Origin of the sequence: Serratia sp. CY47444 (assembly GCF_052168635.1) — a bacterium.
GTDB lineage: Bacteria > Pseudomonadota > Gammaproteobacteria > Enterobacterales > Enterobacteriaceae > Serratia > Serratia bockelmannii.
In genome coordinates this window covers 249,797-267,222 of the sequence record NZ_JBJNMH010000002.1, presented here as the reverse complement: position 1 = coordinate 267,222, position 17,426 = coordinate 249,797, and the positions used below count along the sequence as shown (strand labels likewise).

Below are 17,426 nucleotides of genomic sequence, written 5' to 3'. Positions count from 1 at the left end.
CCAAGGAAAACGATGATGAAAAAGCACTTACTGATGTTGGCTTTCGCCTCTGTCGCCACCCTCGCCTCTTACGGCGCCGCCGCGGCGACCAAGCTGGTGGTCGGCGCCTCCAACGTGCCGCACGCCGAGATCCTCGAACAGGCCAAACCGATACTGGCGAAGGAAGGCATCGATCTGCAGATCAAGCGCTTCCAGGATTACATTCTGCCGAACACCGCCTTGGCCAGCCACGACATCGACGCCAACTACTTCCAGCACGTGCCTTACCTGAACTCGGTGCTGAAAGACCACGCCGACGACAAGAGCTACGACTTCGTCAGCGCCGGCGCGATCCATATTGAGCCTATCGGCATCTACTCGAAGAAGTACAAGAGCCTGAAAGATCTGCCGGAAAACGGCAAAATCATCATGCGCGACGCAGTGGCGGAAGAAGGCCGCATCCTGTCAATTTTTGAGCAGCAAGGCGTGATCAAGCTGAAGCCAGGGGTGAGCAAGGTGGACGCGCGCATCACCGACGTGGTGGAAAACCCGAAACACCTGAAGTTCCAGGCGAACGTTGAAGGCGCGCTGCTGCCGCAGATGTACAACAACAACGAAGGTGACGCGGTGGTGATCAACGCCAACTACGCCATCGACGCCGGGCTGAATCCGACCAAGGATCCGATCGCGGTCGAAAGCGGCGAAAACAACCCGTACGCCAACATCATCACCGTGCACAAAGCCGACGTGAACAAGCCGGAGATCGTGGCGCTGGTGAAGGTGCTGCACTCCAAGCCGATTCAGGACTTTATCCGCGAGAAATACCAGGGCGCGGTGATCCCGGTCAATCAGTAGTAGGTTATACGGCCCGGTGAAAACCGGGCCTGTTGTTACACCTTATTGCCAATCTGGCTGAGCCGCGGCCACACCAGCATCAGCGCCTCCAGCAACCGCAACAGCTCGCTCCGGCTTGCCCCTTCTCGCGCCTGCACCGACATGCCTTCAATGGTGCAAATGACGTATTTCGCCAGCAGCGCGGTATCGGTTTTCGCCAGCAATTCGCCCTGCTGCACCTTGCGATCGAAGCAGACTTTCAGCGCCGCTTCCTGGGCATGATGTTTTTTGCGCAGCATCTGGGCGACGTCGTCGGAAGCAGACGACAGTGCCGCGGAGGCGCACACCATAAAACAGCCTGACGGCGTATCGGGGTCGGTAAACACTTCGACGGAAGAGCGCACGTAGGCCTCGACGATCTCGGCCACCGGCACATCCTGTTCCAACAGCTGGTTGGTGCAGGTGGTGTATTTTTGCAGATAGCGTTCCACCGCCGCGCGGAACATCCCCTCTTTGTTGCCGAATTCCGCATACAGCGTCGGCGCCTTGGCGCCGGTCACTTCCACCAGATCGGCCAGCGAGGTGGCTTCATAACCGTGCCGCCAGAACAGATCGAGCGCGCTTTCCAGCGCCCGGTCGCGATCAAATTGTTTTGGTCTGCCACGGCTTTTCTTGCCGCAGACCGCTTCATTGATGCTCATCGTTCCTCTCCTATCCCGCTCCACGGCAGGCTTAGCACAAATAACTTAACGATCATTATAAAAAAATATTGCGCGCTCGTCGAGAACCGATTAGCATTTAGTTATCGATCGTTAAGATAATTTAACGAAGCAGATTAAAACCCTCTATTGACCGTTATCGGAAAGGAATTAACATCATGAAAAACTTAAAATTAACCTTAGCAGCTCTCACTCTGGCCAGCGTTTCCTTCGGCAGCTTCGCCGCCGATTTAGTCCAGAACCAACCGGCAGACCAGCAGAAAGTGGGCGTTATCACCGTCAGCGGCGCATCCGATCTGACCTCGCTGGAAAACAGCCTGGCCGCCAAAGCCGATCAGGCCGGTGCAAAATCCTTCCGCATCATCGGCGCCGGCGGTAACAACCAGCTGCATGGTACCGCAGAAATCTATCAATAACAAAGCATTAAGCCAACTGATTGCCTGTCCTTTTGCTCACAACGCCAGGGCGTAAAAAAAATTAATTAACGAGCATTAAAAAAATACTTGCAATCCGTCAAACCGGCATCTAACATTAAATTATCGATCGTTAATCAATTTAACGACCTTACAAAACAAACATCGTAAAGAACAAAGATAGGAAATAAGACCATGAAAAACCTGAAAATGACCATCGCAGCCATCGCACTGGCTTCCGTCTCCTTCGGCAGCTTCGCCGCCGACCTGGTGAACGCCCAACCTGCCAATCTGCAAAAAGCCGGCGTCGTCACCGTCAGCGGTGCGTCCGACCTGAGCAGCCTGGAAAACAAACTGGCGGCCAAAGCCGACGCGGCGGGCGCCAAATCCTTCCAGATCATCGCCACCACCGGTGACAACAAACTGCACGGCACCGCGATCATCTACAATTAATGGCCAGATAGGCAATCGTGCAAAAGGGCGGCTCAGGCCGCCTTTTGTTTGTTTTGACGCCAACGTTCTGTTGTAAGCTGTAGCCACCTTTTCTTGCTGAGCCGAGCAACGCCATGACTCCCCTGCTGTTTCACAAATATCACGGCCTGGGCAACGACTACCTGGTCTGTCACCGTTCGGTCGCCGATCGTCTGAGCCAGGAACAGATCCGCCTGTTGTGCCACCCGCATTACGGCATCGGTTCCGACGGCCTGCTGATCGACAGCGGTGACGCCGTCAATCCCACCCTGCGCATCATCAACCCGGACGGCTCCGAAGCGGAGAAAAGCGGCAACGGCCTGCGTATCTACGCGCGCTATCTGTTTGACAGCGAGCGCGTAGGGCATCAGCCGTTTCTGGTGCACACCGCCGGCGGCGACGTGCGTTGCCAGGTGGCGGAAGACGCGCATCAGATAACCGTGGAGATGGGGCGCGCCAATTTCAGCCCGGCGGCGCTGCCGGCCTTGATCGATCTGCCGGAGGCGCTGAACTATCCGCTGCCCCTGAGGGAGGAGACGTTAAGCGTTTCGCTGGTGTCGATGGGCAACCCGCACTGCGTGGTGCCGGTGGAAAAACTGGATCTGGCGCAGGTGCATCGGCTGGGACCGCAGATTGAGCGCCATCCGCTGTTCCCGAAACGCACCAATGTACAACTGGTGGAAGTGGTCGATCGCCAGACGCTGCGCATCGGCATCTGGGAGCGCGGCGCCGGCTTTACCCTTGCCTCCGGCAGCAGCAGCTGCGCCGCCGCCAGCGTGATGCGCAAGTTGGGACGAGTCGGCGATCGGGTTAGCGTGCGGATGCCGGGCGGCGAACTGCAGATCGCCTTCAGCGGCGATTTTCAGGTCAGCATGCGCGGGCCGGTGCATAAAATCGCCACCCTGACGCTGGACGAAGACTGCTTTGCCGGCGGCGCGGGGCTGTTTACGGGATCCACCCCAGCAGCCTGAACCACAGATAGTCCAACGGCACCAGCAGTGCGAAGCTGAGCACGGCCAACAGCAGGCACAGCTTTAGCCCTTCGCGCGCCGGCACTTTGCCCATCCCCATCGCCACCACGATCGGCGAGGCCTGATACGGCAACAGCGGGGTGGCATAACCGATCACCTGGGTCATCAACACCGTCAGCAGCGGCAGGCCGCTGCCCGCGGACAGCGCCTGCGCCAGCGGGGTAAACAGCGCCGGCACGCCGTTGGCGGTCACCACGAAATTCAACAGCGCGGTGATCCCCACCAGCGAACCGAATGCGGTAAACGGCTTGCCGTGCAGATCCGGCATCATCGCCAGCAGCGCGCCACCCAACCGATCGCCGAGCCCCGAGTGGCTGACCAATGCGGTCAGCCCCAGGATCCCCGCCACGTAAATACAGGTGCGCACGTTAACGCCGGCGGCGAACTGTTCGCCGTTGAGAAAACCGATGCGCGGCAGCAGGCAGACGCAGGCCGCCGCCAACCCTATCCAGGCCGGGGCGATGCCGTGCCAGCTGTCGGTCATCCACAGCAGCACCGTCATGCCCAACAGCGCGATCAGTCGCCACTCGGCGGCACTGAGCGGCGTTTGCCCCGCCTCGGCCACCACCGGTTGCGGCCGCGCCCGGAACAGGCCGCAGATGCACAACGTCAACAATGCGCCTTTGGCCACCCCGAGCACCGGGGCATGCAACAGCAGATAAGAGAGATAGGCGAAGTGGCTGCCGTAGGCGCTTTCCGCCGCGCCGCTCATCACCAGGTTGGGCACGTTGGCCGGCAAAATGCTGGCGGAGAGCTGGAAGGTGCCGAACCCCACCGCCAGCGCCAAACCGATGCGGCCGCGCGAGCCTTCCGCCAGACCTGCGCGATCGGCCAACGCCATGACGATCGGCATCAGCAGCGTAATCCGCCCCATGTTGGAGGGCATGACAAACGCCAACGCGTAGCTTATCGCCACCACGCCGCCCACCAGGCGCGGCCAGGAACCGGCCAGATGCGGCAAGAGGCGGTTGGCCAGGCGATCCGCCAAGCCGGTGCTGCGGATGGCGCTGCCCAACACGAAACCGCTGAGCACCAGCCAGAATGCGGAGGACGCGAAACCGGAAAAGGTCACCGCAGCGGGCGCCAGCTGCAATACCATCACCGCCGCAAAGAACAGCAGCGCGACCAAATACTCCGGCAAGCGGGCGCTGGCCCATAGCGCGATGACCACCAGCGTGACCAGCGCGGACAGCGCCATCGGATCCCCCAACATAGTTTCCTCCCTGATAAAACGTTGTGATTGTTATCAAACGGTTAACAGGGTGACACAAGGCGCAGGCGTTAACCTTGAAACCGCTCACATATCGTCGTTCTGCAGATTTTTCAGCATGCACACATTACAGCCGTGGTGGCCGGTATTGCCGCGCCGTTCCGTCAACAGCGTGAAACCCAGCGCGTAATACAGCCCAATCGCCTCTTTCAACTGTTCGGTGGTTTCCAGATAGCAATAGCGATACCCTGCCGCCCGCGCCGCCTTCAGCGCCTGCACCACCATATAGCGTGCCATGCCCAACCCACGCACACCGGGTTTGAAGAACAGTTTTTGCAGTTCGCAATAGCCGGGCTCTTCGCCGGCCAGCGGCGCCATGCCGACGCCCCCCACCACCTGCCCGTCCCGCTCCAGCACCCAGTAGCGGCCGCCGTTGTCGTGATACAGGCCGGTCAGCCGATCGAGATCCGGATCGTGCAGGCTGACCCCTTCCATCTTGTCCATGCCGTACTCGCGAAACACGTCGCGAATGATCGCCGCCATCGCCGCATCGTCGCGCGCGGCGATCGGCCGCACCCGCAGGTTGGCGTCGCGCTGTTTGCGCGCGCTGCGCAGCGCCGCGGTCATCTTTTTCATCGCCGCAGTGGTACTCGCCAGCTCATCGTCGTCCAACTGCGCCAGCGCCGCCTGCATAAAACCGTCGGCGTCGCTCTCGATGCCGGCCAGCGCCTTACCGCCCTTTTTACTCAGCCGATGCAGGTTGTGCCGCTTGTCATCCGGATGATCCACCGTTTCTATCACGCCGGCGGCCACCAGGCTGCGCAGCGCCCGGCTGGCGCTGGCCTTGTCGATACAAAGCCGGGCCGCCAGCTCGGTGACGCCCAGCGGCTGCTCGCTGACTTCGATCATCAGATGGATCTGCAGCGGCGAAAAGCGCGAGCCGTTGCTCTGCTTGTTCAACATGCCGAATTCTCTGACCAAACTGCGCGCCAATGCTCTGAAATCCCTGATGTTCACGGCGTTATGCTCCCCTGTACTTCCACCTTCACGCTGCGTTGGATGGATTATTGGTTGATAGTGTTACCTAATTTAGAACATAACGATAACGCATAAACAATTGCGAATGAATAACCAACGGGGCATCTGAATATGTCAAAACATTTCATTAACCAGAATTTAAAACCATTTAATTGATTATTTTAAAAACTTAAATCCAAATTAATATTTAAAATTAAAATAAAAGACCAATGAAAATGGGAGTAAAAACATCAAAATTTGACAGAACAAAAAATAAAGCAAATATCTATTTGAAAAATAATTAATAAAAACTAAAACGTGAAAACTTGATAGCAGCAACTTAATCGCTATCCCGTCAATATCGGTTACATATTTACGCCTGCCTTCGCGCGCTCCCCTACGCCATTGTCCCTTTTGCCAAAAGTAGCCCATGCTTTAACTGCTCCTTTCCTTCTGGCTAACCGGGACGCTGGCTCATGACGAAAAAAACCACCCTGCTGCAATTCTTCCACTGGTACTACCCCGACGGCGGCAAACTGTGGCAGGAGGCCGCCGAGCGCGCCCCGCACCTTGCCGAACTGGGCATCACCGATCTGTGGCTACCCCCCGCCTGCAAGGGCGCTTCCGGCGGCTACTCCGTCGGCTACGACACCTACGATCTGTTCGATCTGGGCGAATTTGACCAGAAAGGCAGCGTGGCCACCAAATACGGCGACAAGGCGGCGCTGGAACATGCCGCCACTACGCTGCGCGAACACGGCGTGGGGGTGATCTACGACGTGGTGTTCAACCACAAGCTCGGCGCGGACGAAAAAGAACGGGTACACGTGTTCAAGGTGGACGCCAACAACCGCAACGACATCAACGACCAGGGCTTCGACGCGCTGGCCTACACCCGCTTCACCTTTCCCGGCCGCCAGGGCGTGCATTCCGAGTTTATCTGGGATTACAAATGCTTCAGCGGCGTCGATTACGTTGAGCAGCCGGACGACAAAGGGGTGTTTAAAATCGCCAACGACTACGGCGACGACGGCTGGAACGATCAGGTCGACGACGAGAAAGGCAACTATGACTATCTGATGGGCGCCGACGTGGAGTTCCGCAATACCGCCGTGACGGAGGAGCTCAAATACTGGGCGCGCTGGCTGCTGGACACGCTGCCGTGCGACGGCTTCCGCCTCGACGCCGCCAAACACATCCCCGCCTGGTTTTTCAAAGAGTGGGCGGATCACGTGCGCGACAGCGCGCAGCGCGACCTGTTTATCGTTGCCGAATACTGGTCGCACGATCTCGGCGCGCTGCAACAATACATCGAGTTGGTGGACGGCAAGGTGATGCTGTTCGACGTAGCGCTGCACCTGAAGTTTCATCAGGCGTCGAAACAGGGCGACGGCTTCGACATGGCGCAGATCTTCACCGATACCCTGACCGCCGCCGATCCGGCCCACGCGGTGACGCTGGTCGCCAACCACGATACCCAGCCGCTGCAATCGCTGGAGGCGCCGGTGGAACCCTGGTTCAAACCGCTGGCCTACGCGCTGATCCTGCTGCGCGAACAGGGCGTGCCCTGCGTGTTTTACCCCGACCTGTATGGCGCCAGCTACCGCGACAAGGGGCGCGACGGCGGCGAGTACCAGATTGACATGCCGGCGATCCCGGAGCTGGAGAAGCTGATCGCCGCCCGCCAGCGTTTCGCCAACGGCCCGCAAACCGACTACTTCGACGACAGCCACTGCGTGGCCTTCAGCCGCGCCGGCACCGCCGAGGCCCCCGGCTGCGTGGTGGTGCTGACCAACGGCGGCGAGAGCGGCAAGACCGTCGCACTGGGCGCCGATTTGGCGCACACCGCCTGGCGCGATTTCCTCGGCAACCGTCAGGAGGAAATCACCACCGACGACCAGGGCAGCGCCCATTTCCCGGTCAACGCCGGCAGCGTCAGCGTCTGGGTGCCGGCCGCCAGCCTGTGAGTACCCGCCGCCGCGCAATGATGACGCGGCGGCAAAACTAATGTTTGCCTTTCGGGTCTAACTTACGCTATCAACTGCGCAAGCCATTCACACCGGAGCCTAAATAGGGTACAAGGCTGCATGAAAATTCCAAAACGACTCCAGCCGCTGGTTGATGACGGGTTAATCGACGACGTCATCCGCCGGTTGAAAAGCGGCAAAGAAGCCGACGTGTTTATCGTGCGCTGCGGCGATGAGATCCGCTGCGCCAAAGTGTACAAAGAGGCCGAGAAGCGCAACTTCAAGCAGGCCGTCCACTATCAGGAAGGGCGCAAGGTGCGCAACAGCCGCGACGCGCGCGCCATGAGCAAAGGCTCCAAATTCGGCCGCCAGCAGCAGGAAGAAGCCTGGCAAAACACCGAAGTGGACGCGCTGTATCTGCTGGCCAAGGCCGGGGTGCGGGTGCCGCAGCCGGATATCTGCCTGGACGGCGTGCTGCTGATGGAGCTAATTACCGACGAAGAAGGTCTGGTGGCGCCGCGCCTGAGCGATGTCATCCTGACGCCGGAACAGGCGCGGGCCGATCACGCCCTGATGATGAACTACGCGGTGCGCATGCTGTGCGCCGGGCTGGTGCACGGCGATCTGTCGGAATTCAATGTGCTGATGGATAAAGACGGGCCGGTGATCATCGATCTGCCGCAGGTGGTGGACGCCGCCGCCAACAACCACGCCAAAAGCATGTTCGAGCGCGATATCAACAATTTGGCGGAATATTATGGCCAATTCGCGCCGGAACTGCGCGACAGCCAATACGCCAAAGAGATTTGGGCGCTGTATCAGGAAGGCAATCTGACGCCGGACAGCGCCCTCAGCGGCCGGTTCAGCGAAATCCAGAAGCGCGCCGATGTCGGCTCGGTGCTGGAAGAGATCCAGGCCGCCAGCGAGGAACACCAGCGCCGCATCATGGCGCGCAACGCGGAAGAGTAACGCGCCGCGCTATTCGACGCGAAACACGTCCGGCCGCTGCGGCGTCGCGGCCTCGTGATAAATATCCCCCAGATAGCCGGCGATCTCCTCTTCGCGCAGATCGGCCGGCAGCACGATATCGTGGCTGGGGGCATACTTGCGCTCCGGCAGCGTCACGCGGAACAGCCGCCACTCATCCCCGATGCGCTTCACGCCCAGCAGACGGCCGAACACGTTAAAAATCATCATCCGCCATTCCCCCTCTCGTCGCTTTCAGGCTATAACACTGTGATGCCACCGCAGTGAAAAGGAAAGCGTATGAGTGAAAAAACGCCGCAGTTCTGGCGCGATCCGCAGTTGCCGTTCGTCGAAGCCCGCGCCATCGCGGATGGCCGCCAGGCGTGTTACAGCCTGCACAGCCACGAATTCTTTTCCATCGGTGCCATCACCGGCGGCGTCAGCACCTATGTCAACGGCGAGCGGCGCATGCAGGTTAGCGCCGGCGATCTGGTTGTCATCAACCCGCAGCAGGCGCATGCCTGTAATCCGATCGCCGACCGCCGTTGGTCATACATCATGTTCTATCTCGATCTCGCCTGGATCGGCGCGCTGCAGCAGGAGCTGCTCGGGGGCGAAGGCGAGCGTTTTGTTCCCTTCAGCCAGCCGCACAGCCGCGATCCGGCGCTGTTCCACGGCCTGAATCGGCTTTATGCGCTGCTGACGGATCCGCTGTGCAGCGCGCTGGAAAAACAGATCGCCATGGTGGAGTATTTCAGCGCCCTGCAGCTCGGGCTGGGCAGCGGCCGCCAGCCGGAGACACCGCCGCATGCCCGGCTGGAAGCGGCGGCGGCGTTTATCGACGCGCACTGCACCCGGCCGCTGACGCTGGACGATATTTGCCGCACCGCCGCGCTCTCGCCCTCTTACCTGATCCGCGCCTTCCGCCAGCGTTACGGCATGACGCCGCACGCTTATCTGGTCAATCGCCGCGTGCAGCACGGCCATCGGCTATTGAAAAGCGGCCTGCCGATCGCCGCGGCCGCCAGCGAAAGCGGCTTTGCCGATCAGGCGCACTTTCAGCGCACCTTCAAACAGCTGCTGGCCGCCACGCCCGGCCAGTATCAAAAACCCTCCGCCAACAGATAGCAGGCGCTGGCCGCCAGCAACGCCGCCATCACGCGGTTGAAACGCTGTACGTTGCGCGCCTGCCTGAGCAGGCCGCGCAGCATCGCACCAACATAGGCCCAGCAGGCCACCGAGGCATAGCAAATCACGAAGTAGAGCCCGGCGAATTGCCACAGCAGCCGGATGTCGCCGTCGCCGACAAAAGCGCCGAGGCTGGCCACCGACGCCAACCATGCCTTGGGATTCAGCCATTGCATCAGCGCGCCGTACCAACAGGAAGGCGCCTGCGCCGCGCCGTTGCCCAGCCTGCCGTCGTCAAACGCCAGCCGGTAGGCCATAAACAGCAGGAAGGCCACGCCGGCCCACTGAATCAAGCGCGTCAACGCCGGCCACAGGATCAGCAGCTGGTGCATGCCCAATCCCAGCAGTAACAGCAACAGGGTAAACCCCAGCGTGGCGCCGAATACGTGACGCTGGGTCGCGCCAAAGCCGAATTGCGCCCCGGCGCTCAATGCGACGATGTTGACCGGGCCGGGGGTGATGGAGGCCGCCAGCGCAAACGCGGCCATGGAAATGTAGATATTCATGATGGGCACCTGAGAAAATATTCACAGGTGCCAAAGTGCCGGGCCGGGCCGACAACGTATTGAACAGAATTGCCCTGTTCAATTTAGCGCACGGCGACGGCCCGGCGGCGCGGCAGCCCAAAGGTGTTGACCGCCATGCCGGCCAGCACCAGCAATGCGCCGCCGAACTGCGCCGGCGACAGCGCTTCGTCCAGCAGCAGCCAGGCGGCGAACAGCCCGACCAACGGTACCAGCAGCGTCAACGGCGCGACGCGCCAGGTTTCGTAGCGCCCCAGCAGGCTGCCCCACACAGAATAACCGAACAGCGTGGCGGCGAACGCCAGATAGGCAATCGCCAGCCAGGTGCCGACCTGCACATGGCTCAGGCTGGCGAGCACCACCTGCGGGCCGTCGAACAGCCAGCTGCAGACCAGGAACGGCACGACCGGGATCGGCGCGCTCCACACCACCAGCGATAAAATATTACGCTGCGGGAAACCGGCCAGGATCTTCTTGTTGGTCAGGTTGCCCAGCGCCCAGGAAAACGCCGCCGCCAGGGTCAGCAGCAGGCCCGCCAGGGGGACCGCGCCGCTGCCCGGCTTATGCAGGCTGGCCTGCGCCAGCACCAGCATGCCGCCGCTGGCGATAGCAATGCCGACGAAATGGTTGACGCGCAGCTTTTCGCCCATCAGGACGACACCCAACAGCAGGGTGAAGAACACCTGCGCCTGCAGCACCAGCGAGGCCAGCCCCGCCGGCATGCCCACCTTGATGGCGACGAACAAAAACGCGAACTGCGCGAAGCTCATGGTCATGCCGTACAGCAACAGCCATTTCCACGGGATCGTCGGGCGCGGAATAAAGAAGACCGCCGGCAACGCCACCAGCAAAAAGCGCATCCCAGCCAGCAGAAACGGGGGCATGCCCTGTAAACCGAACTTGATGACGACGAAATTCACACCCCAGATCACCACCACCAACAGCGCCAACAGCCGATCGCGCAATGTCATCCTCGCCCCGCTTATCCCATTGAAAATTCGCTTTACCTTGCAGATTACAACCAAACCGGGGACATGGACACCGGCAAACGCCGGCGCTTATTCCGGCATCAGACCGATAAAGGTGGTTTTCTTGCGCGGGCCGGTCATCAGCGCCTCCAGCTTCTCTACGCACTGCAGGTAGTGCGGGGTCTGCTTGTGCGCCGCCACCGCCTGCTCGTCGCGATAGGCTTCGTAGATGTAAAACCGCGTCGGAATATGCTCATCCTGCAGCACGTCGAAGCGCAGGTTGCCCGGCTCTTCGATCGCCCCCAGATGATTGGCGCGGAAAACGTCGATAAATTCGTCGATTTTGTCCTGTTTAACGTTGATCTCTACCAATGTGACGTGCATGACAGCTCCTTGTTTGAACGGCGCGCCGTAGCATGGCGCTTTCCAACCATAGGTTCATTCCCGTCGATTGCCCTGCCGCAACGGCAATTTTGCCGCCTGGCTCACAAATCGCACCGGCGATGCCCACCCCACCCCCGGCGAGGGAAGACGGCGGCATCTATAGTTAACACTCCTCCCCCTGAGAGCATAGGCTATGGATAACTACTTGATGGCGCTGGATGCAGGAACAGGCAGCATTCGCGCCGTGATCTTCGATTTGGCGGGTAACCAGATCGCGCACGGCCAGGCGGAGTGGCAACACCTGGCGGTGCCGGGCGTACCCGGCTCAATGGAGTTTGACCTCACCCGCAACTGGCAGCTGGCCTGCCAGTGCATCCGCCAGGCAATGCAACGCGCTGGATTGAGCGCTCAGGCGATCCGCGCGGTGGCCTGCTGCTCGATGCGCGAAGGCATCGTTCTGTACGATCGCAACGGCGTGCCGATCTGGGCCTGTGCCAACGTCGATGCGCGCGCCAGCCATGAGGTCAGTGAACTGAAAGAGCTGCACAACCACGGCTTCGAACGCGAGGCGTATCAATACTCCGGCCAGACGCTGGCGCTGAGCGCCATGCCGCGCCTGCTATGGCTGGCGCACCACCGCCCGGACATCTATCGCCAGGCGGCGACGCTGACCATGATCAGCGACTGGCTGGCCAACATGCTGAGCGGCGAGCTGGCGGTCGATCCTTCCAACGCCGGCACCACCGGCATGCTGGATCTGAGCAGCCGTGACTGGCGGCCGGCGCTGCTCGATATGGCCGGGCTGCGCGCCGATATTCTGTCGCCGGTGAAAGAGACCGGCAGCGTGCTGGGGTGCGTCACCGAACAGGCGGCGCAGGAAAGCGGGCTGCTGCGCGGCACCCCGGTGGTGATGGGCGGCGGCGACGTGCAGCTCGGCAGCCTGGGGCTTGGCATCGTGCGCGCCGGGCAGACGGCGGTGCTCGGCGGCACCTTCTGGCAGCAAATCGTCAACCTGCCGGAGCCGGCCATCGATCCGGAGATGAACATCCGCATCAACCCTCACGTCATTCCCGGCATGGCGCAGGCAGAATCCATCAGCTTCTTTACCGGCCTGACCATGCGCTGGTTCCGCGACGCGTTCTGCGCCGAAGAGAAACTGCTGGCGGAGCGGCTGGGCGTCGATGCCTATAGCCTGCTGGAAGAGATGGCGGCCAGAGTGCCGCCGGGCGCCTACGGCGTGATGCCCATCTTTTCCGACGCCATGCATTTCAAAACCTGGTATCACGCGGCGCCGTCGTTCATCAACATGTCTATCGATCCGGAGCGCTGCAACAAACAGACGCTGTTCCGCGCGCTGGAGGAGAATGCCGCCATCGTCTCCGCCTGCAATCTGGAGCAGATCGCCGCCTTCTCCGGCGTGCAGGCGCGCTCGCTGGTGTTCGCCGGCGGCGGTGCCAAGGGCAAACTGTGGAGTCAGATCCTCAGCGACGTCACCGGGCTGACGGTGCGGGTACCGGTGGTGAAAGAGGCCACCGCGCTGGGCTGCGCGATCGCCGCCGGCGTCGGCGCCGGGTTATACGAGTCGCTGGCCGAAACCGGCGAGCGATTGGTGCGCTGGGAGCGCGAGCATCAGCCGGACATGACCCACCACGCGCTGTATCAGGAACAGAAAGAAACCTGGCGGCGGGTCTACGCCGATCAGCTGACGCTGGTGGACAACGGCCTGACCACCTCGCTGTGGAAAGCGCCGGGGCTATAAGCGCCACGCGGCATTCGGTCATAACCTTATGCCGTTTTATTCCTTTCTCTTAGGCGCGGCGCGAGCCGCGTTTTCACTCGCCGCCGCGATTGTTTCCCTTCAGAAACAGTGTAACCACCGCAGATGGATTTATCTGCGCCTTCGGCCTGCCGTAGATTGTGACTTTGATCACGCCGCGCCCCGAGCGCGGCCTGCGCATTCACCTGAGACGAGCGGCATTATGCTGAATAATAAAGATAACTCTGCATTATCCCCGTGGCCGGCGATCTTTTCGCTGACGGTCGCCTGTTTTGTCATGGTCACCACCGAGTTCTTGCCGATCGGCCTGCTGACCAACATCGCCCCTTCACTTGGCGTCAGCACCGGCACCGCCGGGCTGATGGTCACCATGCCCGGCATCGTAGCTGCGGTGGCCGCTCCCGCATTGAGCCTGATTTCCGGCCGTCTGGATCGGCGTTTACTGATGCTGGGGCTGTCGCTGCTGCTGATGGTGTCCAACCTGGTGGCGGCGCTGGCCGTCAACTTCCCGATGATGCTGCTGGGCCGCGTGCTGCTGGGCATCTGCGTCGGCGGTTTCTGGTCGTTTGCCGCCAACTACGGCCGCCATCTGGTGCCGGAAGCCAGCCAGGGCCGCGCCACCGCGCTGATCCTCAGCGGCATCTCGGTCGGCGCGGTGTGCGGCGTGCCGGCCGGGGCGCTGATCGGCGATCTGTTCGGCTGGCGCGCCGCCTTCTTCGGCGGTGCGGCATTGGCGGTCGGCGTGCTGTTGGCGCAGCTGCGTTTGCTGACCTCGGTACCACCGTCCCGGCCGGTCACACCGCGCGATCTGGTACTGCCGCTGCGCCTGCCGATGGCGCGCATCGGCCTGATCGCCATCGTGCTGTTGTTCATCGGCCACTTCGCCGCCTACACCTACCTGCGGCCCCTGCTGCAGCAGGTGTTCGTCCTCAGCCCATCGGCTATCTCACTGCAGCTGTTGGCCTATGGCGCCATCGGCCTGCTGGGCACCTTCCTCGGCGAGCGTCTGGGGGAATACAGCCTGCGCGCCACCTTTATTCTGATCGCCGCCATGCTGGCGGGCATTTTAATCGTTTCGCCGCTGCTCAGCGGCCTCGCCGGCGCCACGCTGATGGTGCTGGTATGGGGGCTGGCCTTTGGCGCCGTGCCGGTCTGCGCCACCAACTGGATGTTCGCCGCCGTGCCGCAGGCGCCGGAAGCCGGCCAGGCGCTGTTGGTGTGCGTCATCCAGATCGCGCTGGCTTCCGGCGCCCTGCTGGGCGGCGAGGTGGTGGACTGGCAGGGCGTCAGCAGCGCCATGCTGTTTGGAGGTGCGCTGATCCTTTCCGCCACGCTGGTATTCGGCCTCAGCTTGCGCTCCGGCGCGATTGGCGCTAAACAGTGTTAATCATTATCTATCTGCAGAAACATGCCCCGGCCGTCGCCGGGGCATGGCGTTGAGAACCTATGGACCATCATTTGCTCGCTATCCGGGTATTTAACCGCGTGGTGGAAACCGGCGGCTTTACCCGCGCCGCCGAGTCGCTGGGCATGCCGAAAGCGACGGTCACCAAGCTGATCCAGAATCTGGAGGATCACCTGCAGACCAAGCTGTTCCAGCGCACCACCCGCAGCGTGTCGGTCACCCGCGAAGGTGAATGCTATTACCAGAATACGGTGAAATGGCTGGCGGATTTGGAGCAGATGGAAGGCTGCCTGACCGAATCGCAAAGCTCTCCGCAGGGCGTGCTGCGTATCGACACCGGCGGTGGCACCGCACGTCGCTTACTGCTGCCGGCACTGCCCGACTTTCTGGCACGCTATCCGCAGATACAGATCGATCTGAGCGTCGGCGACCGCGTGATCGATCTGATCAGCGACAGCACCGACTGCGTGATCCGCAGCGGTCCGTTGGCCGACTCCAGCCTGATCGCCCGGCGCCTGTTCGATTTGGACTGGGTCAGCTGCGCCACCCCAGCCTACCTGGCGCTTCACGGTACGCCGCGCCACCCGTGCGATCTGGAACAGGGTTTTCCGATGGTGCACTATCGCCACCCGCTTAACGACCGCATCCACCCGCAACGCTATGCCGAACACGGCAAAGAGATCGCCATTCAACAGCGCTCCCCGGTCAGCATCAATGAGGGCAACGCGCTGCTGGCGGCGAGCCTGGCCGGATTGGGCATCATCCAGATCTATCGGTTTATGGCGCAGCCGCACCTCGACAGCGGCGAGCTGGTCAGTCTGCTGCACGATTGGCAGCCGCCGCCGGAGCAAATGTACGTGGTCTACCCGTCCAATCGCCACCTCAGCGGCAAGCTGCGGGCGTTTATCGACTGGGCGGTGGAGACTTTTGACAACGGCAAGATGAGCCGCACGTTGTAGCCGCACGCAGTGTGGTATTATTTGCCGCATAGCGATTCACGACGGACAACCACCATGGCCTATATCCCCAAAAACTATGCGAAGCTGGAAACCGGCTACCGCGAAAAAGCGCTGAAACTGTTCCCCTGGGTGTGCGGGCGCTGCTCACGCGAATTCGTTTATTCCAACCTGCGCGAACTGACGGTGCACCATATCGATCACGATCACAGCAACAACCCGGAAGACGGCAGCAACTGGGAAATGCTGTGCCTGTATTGTCACGACCACGAGCACTCGAAATACACCGAGGCCGATCAATACGGTTCAACGGTGGTGGCCGGTGAAGACGCTCAGAAAGATATCGGCGTCGCCACCCACAACCCGTTCGCCAACCTGAAGGCGATGATGAAGAAGTAACGCCATCGACAGCTTAATGAGCCACTAACTTATTAAGCTGTTAAATTAACAAAAACTCTCTTCCGTTCCGCCACTTCCCAGAGAATTCCTACTTACCCACCCGGCCGATTCACCGCAAAATAAGCTGCGCAGTTAACAACATACTGGCTTGGCAAGCCGCCGCAGTTGGTGCATATTGTTCGCGAGTTGTTCTTGTTAACCTGTTTGATTATCAACCTAATAAGCACATTAACTTAATAAGTTATCAGCTTAATAACTTGAGAGATGGCAGCATGATTGTCCTGATTGGCTCGCAAAAAGGCGGCGTCGGCAAGTCGACGAAAGCGGTGAACATCGCCGGGTATCTGATTCTTAAGCAAGGCAAGACGGCGATCATCGTCGATGCCGACGACCAGAAATCGATCATGACCTGGTACAACGACCGTCAGAACGTCGAGGGGCTGCCGCACATTCCGGTGGTGGCCGCGTCGGGTAAAATCAAGGAAACGCTGCTGGAGCTCGATCGCCATTACGACTACGTGATCGTCGACACCGCCGGCCGCGACAGCGCCGAACTGCGCTCCGGCCTGCTGGCCGCCGATCTGTTCCTCTCGCCGCTGCGCCCTTCGCAGATGGATCTCGACACCATTGGCTATCTGTCGGAGATGTTCTCCACCGCGCAGGAATACAACGAGAAGGTCAAAGGCTACATCGTATTGAACATGTGCCCGACCAATATCTTCATTAATGAAGCCAACGAAGCGGCGCAGGTGCTGAGCGAATACCCGGAGTTCACCCTGGTGAGCAACCGCCTGTGCGACCGCAAGATTTACCGTGACGCCTGGGGTGAAGCCATCACCGTGCACGAGGCGAACAACGAAAAGGCGCAGAGCGAAATTGAATGCCTGGTGAAAGAGGTGATCCTGTGAAAAAACGCACCCCCACCCACCGCATGTCGGAAGACGAATTCATCAACAGCGCCACCTCGCACACGCTGCCGGTCGCGGCGCCCGCGCCAGAAGCCAAACCGGCCGGCCGCAAGCGCACCTATAAGGCGATCTCCGTCAGCCTGACGGACAACCACATTGAGGCTATCGATGAAGTGATCGTGCAGGCGGCGCGCAACGGCATCGTGCGCATCACCCGTTCCGACATCATCAAACTGGCGATCGACGGATTGGCGGAGAAAAGCGAAGCGCAACTGCTGGAACTGCTGAAAAAGCTCTGACCGCACGGCCC

At 60.7% G+C, this 17,426-nt stretch carries 20 protein-coding genes; 13 read left to right on the top strand and 7 right to left on the bottom strand.

Features of this window, described 5'->3' with window-relative positions; translation table 11 throughout:
- Nucleotides 1-15: 15 nt before the first annotated feature.
- On the top strand, nt 16-834 hold the full coding sequence (locus ACJ8IL_RS05490; protein ID WP_043136906.1) for a MetQ/NlpA family ABC transporter substrate-binding protein: 819 nt from the start codon (nt 16-18) through the stop codon (nt 832-834).
- A 35-nt stretch (nt 835-869) separates the two neighbouring features.
- Here the strand turns inward: ACJ8IL_RS05490 and ACJ8IL_RS05485 are convergent, their stop codons facing one another.
- Nucleotides 870-1,514 carry a TetR/AcrR family transcriptional regulator gene (locus ACJ8IL_RS05485; protein ID WP_049203879.1) on the bottom strand — a complete coding sequence of 215 codons (645 nt, stop codon included), beginning with the start codon at nt 1,512-1,514 and terminating at the stop codon, nt 870-872.
- Nucleotides 1,515-1,690: 176 nt separating this feature from the next.
- Here ACJ8IL_RS05485 and bhsA (ACJ8IL_RS05480) point away from each other — a divergent pair, with 176 nt between their 5' ends.
- From bhsA (ACJ8IL_RS05480) to dapF, 3 genes are all read left to right on the top strand, one after another.
- Nucleotides 1,691-1,948: a multiple stress resistance protein BhsA gene (gene bhsA, locus ACJ8IL_RS05480; RefSeq protein ID WP_016928600.1), complete on the top strand. Its 258-nt coding sequence runs from the start codon at nt 1,691-1,693 to the stop codon at nt 1,946-1,948.
- A 192-nt stretch (nt 1,949-2,140) separates the two neighbouring features.
- Complete coding sequence (gene bhsA, locus ACJ8IL_RS05475; protein WP_099816741.1) at nt 2,141-2,398, top strand: multiple stress resistance protein BhsA; 258 nt, start codon at nt 2,141-2,143, stop codon at nt 2,396-2,398.
- A gap of 113 nt (nt 2,399-2,511) precedes the next feature.
- Nucleotides 2,512-3,387: a diaminopimelate epimerase gene (gene dapF, locus ACJ8IL_RS05470; protein WP_033647009.1), complete on the top strand. Its 876-nt coding sequence runs from the start codon at nt 2,512-2,514 to the stop codon at nt 3,385-3,387.
- Here the strand turns inward: dapF and ACJ8IL_RS05465 are convergent.
- Together ACJ8IL_RS05465 and ACJ8IL_RS05460 are read right to left on the bottom strand one after the other, a co-directional pair.
- Nucleotides 3,362-4,660: an SLC13 family permease gene (locus ACJ8IL_RS05465; RefSeq protein WP_049295226.1), complete on the bottom strand. Its 1,299-nt coding sequence runs from the start codon at nt 4,658-4,660 to the stop codon at nt 3,362-3,364. The two genes, dapF and ACJ8IL_RS05465, sit on opposite strands and share 26 nt — an antisense overlap.
- 84 nt (nt 4,661-4,744) lie before the next feature.
- The gene (locus tag ACJ8IL_RS05460; protein WP_080352597.1) at nt 4,745-5,650 is read right to left on the bottom strand and encodes a bifunctional helix-turn-helix transcriptional regulator/GNAT family N-acetyltransferase; all 906 of its coding nucleotides are present in this window, start codon (nt 5,648-5,650) and stop codon (nt 4,745-4,747) included.
- Between the two features lie 500 nt (nt 5,651-6,150).
- Here ACJ8IL_RS05460 and amyA point away from each other — a divergent pair, with 500 nt between their 5' ends.
- Nucleotides 6,151-7,641: an alpha-amylase gene (amyA, locus tag ACJ8IL_RS05455; protein WP_260515388.1), complete on the top strand. Its 1,491-nt coding sequence runs from the start codon at nt 6,151-6,153 to the stop codon at nt 7,639-7,641.
- A 120-nt stretch (nt 7,642-7,761) separates the two neighbouring features.
- Entirely contained in the window at nt 7,762-8,610 is an 849-nt protein-coding gene (locus ACJ8IL_RS05450) for a PA4780 family RIO1-like protein kinase (protein ID WP_025302000.1), read from the top strand.
- Nucleotides 8,611-8,619: 9 nt separating this feature from the next.
- On the opposite strand, the gene ACJ8IL_RS05445 is transcribed toward ACJ8IL_RS05450, so the two are convergent.
- On the bottom strand, nt 8,620-8,838 hold the full coding sequence (locus tag ACJ8IL_RS05445) for a DUF7661 family protein (protein ID WP_025301999.1): 219 nt from the start codon (nt 8,836-8,838) through the stop codon (nt 8,620-8,622).
- 69 nt (nt 8,839-8,907) lie between these two features.
- On the opposite strand from ACJ8IL_RS05445, the gene ACJ8IL_RS05440 reads away from it, so the two are divergent.
- Entirely contained in the window at nt 8,908-9,735 is an 828-nt protein-coding gene (locus ACJ8IL_RS05440; RefSeq protein ID WP_442516388.1) for a helix-turn-helix domain-containing protein, read from the top strand.
- On the opposite strand, the gene ACJ8IL_RS05435 is transcribed toward ACJ8IL_RS05440, so the two are convergent.
- The 3 genes from ACJ8IL_RS05435 to lsrG form a co-directional block, all read right to left on the bottom strand.
- Nucleotides 9,711-10,301 carry a LysE family translocator gene (locus ACJ8IL_RS05435; RefSeq protein WP_025301997.1) on the bottom strand — a complete coding sequence of 197 codons (591 nt, stop codon included), beginning with the start codon at nt 10,299-10,301 and terminating at the stop codon, nt 9,711-9,713. The genes ACJ8IL_RS05440 and ACJ8IL_RS05435 overlap by 25 nt on opposite strands.
- Before the next feature lie 83 nt (nt 10,302-10,384).
- Complete coding sequence (locus tag ACJ8IL_RS05430; protein ID WP_342095590.1) at nt 10,385-11,290, bottom strand: EamA family transporter; 906 nt, start codon at nt 11,288-11,290, stop codon at nt 10,385-10,387.
- 87 nt (nt 11,291-11,377) lie between these two features.
- The gene (gene lsrG, locus ACJ8IL_RS05425; RefSeq protein ID WP_033642299.1) at nt 11,378-11,671 is read right to left on the bottom strand and encodes a (4S)-4-hydroxy-5-phosphonooxypentane-2,3-dione isomerase; all 294 of its coding nucleotides are present in this window, start codon (nt 11,669-11,671) and stop codon (nt 11,378-11,380) included.
- Between the two features lie 193 nt (nt 11,672-11,864).
- Between lsrG and lsrK the strand changes: the two genes are divergently transcribed.
- From lsrK to ACJ8IL_RS05395, 6 genes are all read left to right on the top strand, one after another.
- A complete protein-coding gene (gene lsrK / locus ACJ8IL_RS05420; RefSeq protein ID WP_442516387.1) occupies nt 11,865-13,430 on the top strand; it encodes an autoinducer-2 kinase in 1,566 nt (521 codons plus the stop codon).
- 220 nt (nt 13,431-13,650) lie between these two features.
- Nucleotides 13,651-14,835, top strand: a complete 1,185-nt coding sequence (locus tag ACJ8IL_RS05415) for an MFS transporter (RefSeq protein WP_049295219.1) — start codon at nt 13,651-13,653, stop codon at nt 14,833-14,835.
- 59 nt (nt 14,836-14,894) lie between these two features.
- On the top strand, nt 14,895-15,812 hold the full coding sequence (locus ACJ8IL_RS05410) for a LysR family transcriptional regulator (RefSeq protein ID WP_043136865.1): 918 nt from the start codon (nt 14,895-14,897) through the stop codon (nt 15,810-15,812).
- Between the two features lie 54 nt (nt 15,813-15,866).
- Nucleotides 15,867-16,208 (top strand): HNH nuclease YajD, encoded by a 342-nt coding sequence (gene yajD / locus ACJ8IL_RS05405; protein ID WP_004939576.1) that lies wholly within the window; start codon nt 15,867-15,869, stop codon nt 16,206-16,208.
- A 272-nt stretch (nt 16,209-16,480) separates the two neighbouring features.
- Nucleotides 16,481-17,116, top strand: a complete 636-nt coding sequence (locus ACJ8IL_RS05400) for an AAA family ATPase (protein WP_025301991.1) — start codon at nt 16,481-16,483, stop codon at nt 17,114-17,116.
- Nucleotides 17,113-17,415: a hypothetical protein gene (locus ACJ8IL_RS05395; RefSeq protein ID WP_025301990.1), complete on the top strand. Its 303-nt coding sequence runs from the start codon at nt 17,113-17,115 to the stop codon at nt 17,413-17,415. The genes ACJ8IL_RS05400 and ACJ8IL_RS05395 overlap by 4 nt, the downstream gene beginning before the upstream one ends.
- Nucleotides 17,416-17,426 lie beyond the last annotated feature (11 nt).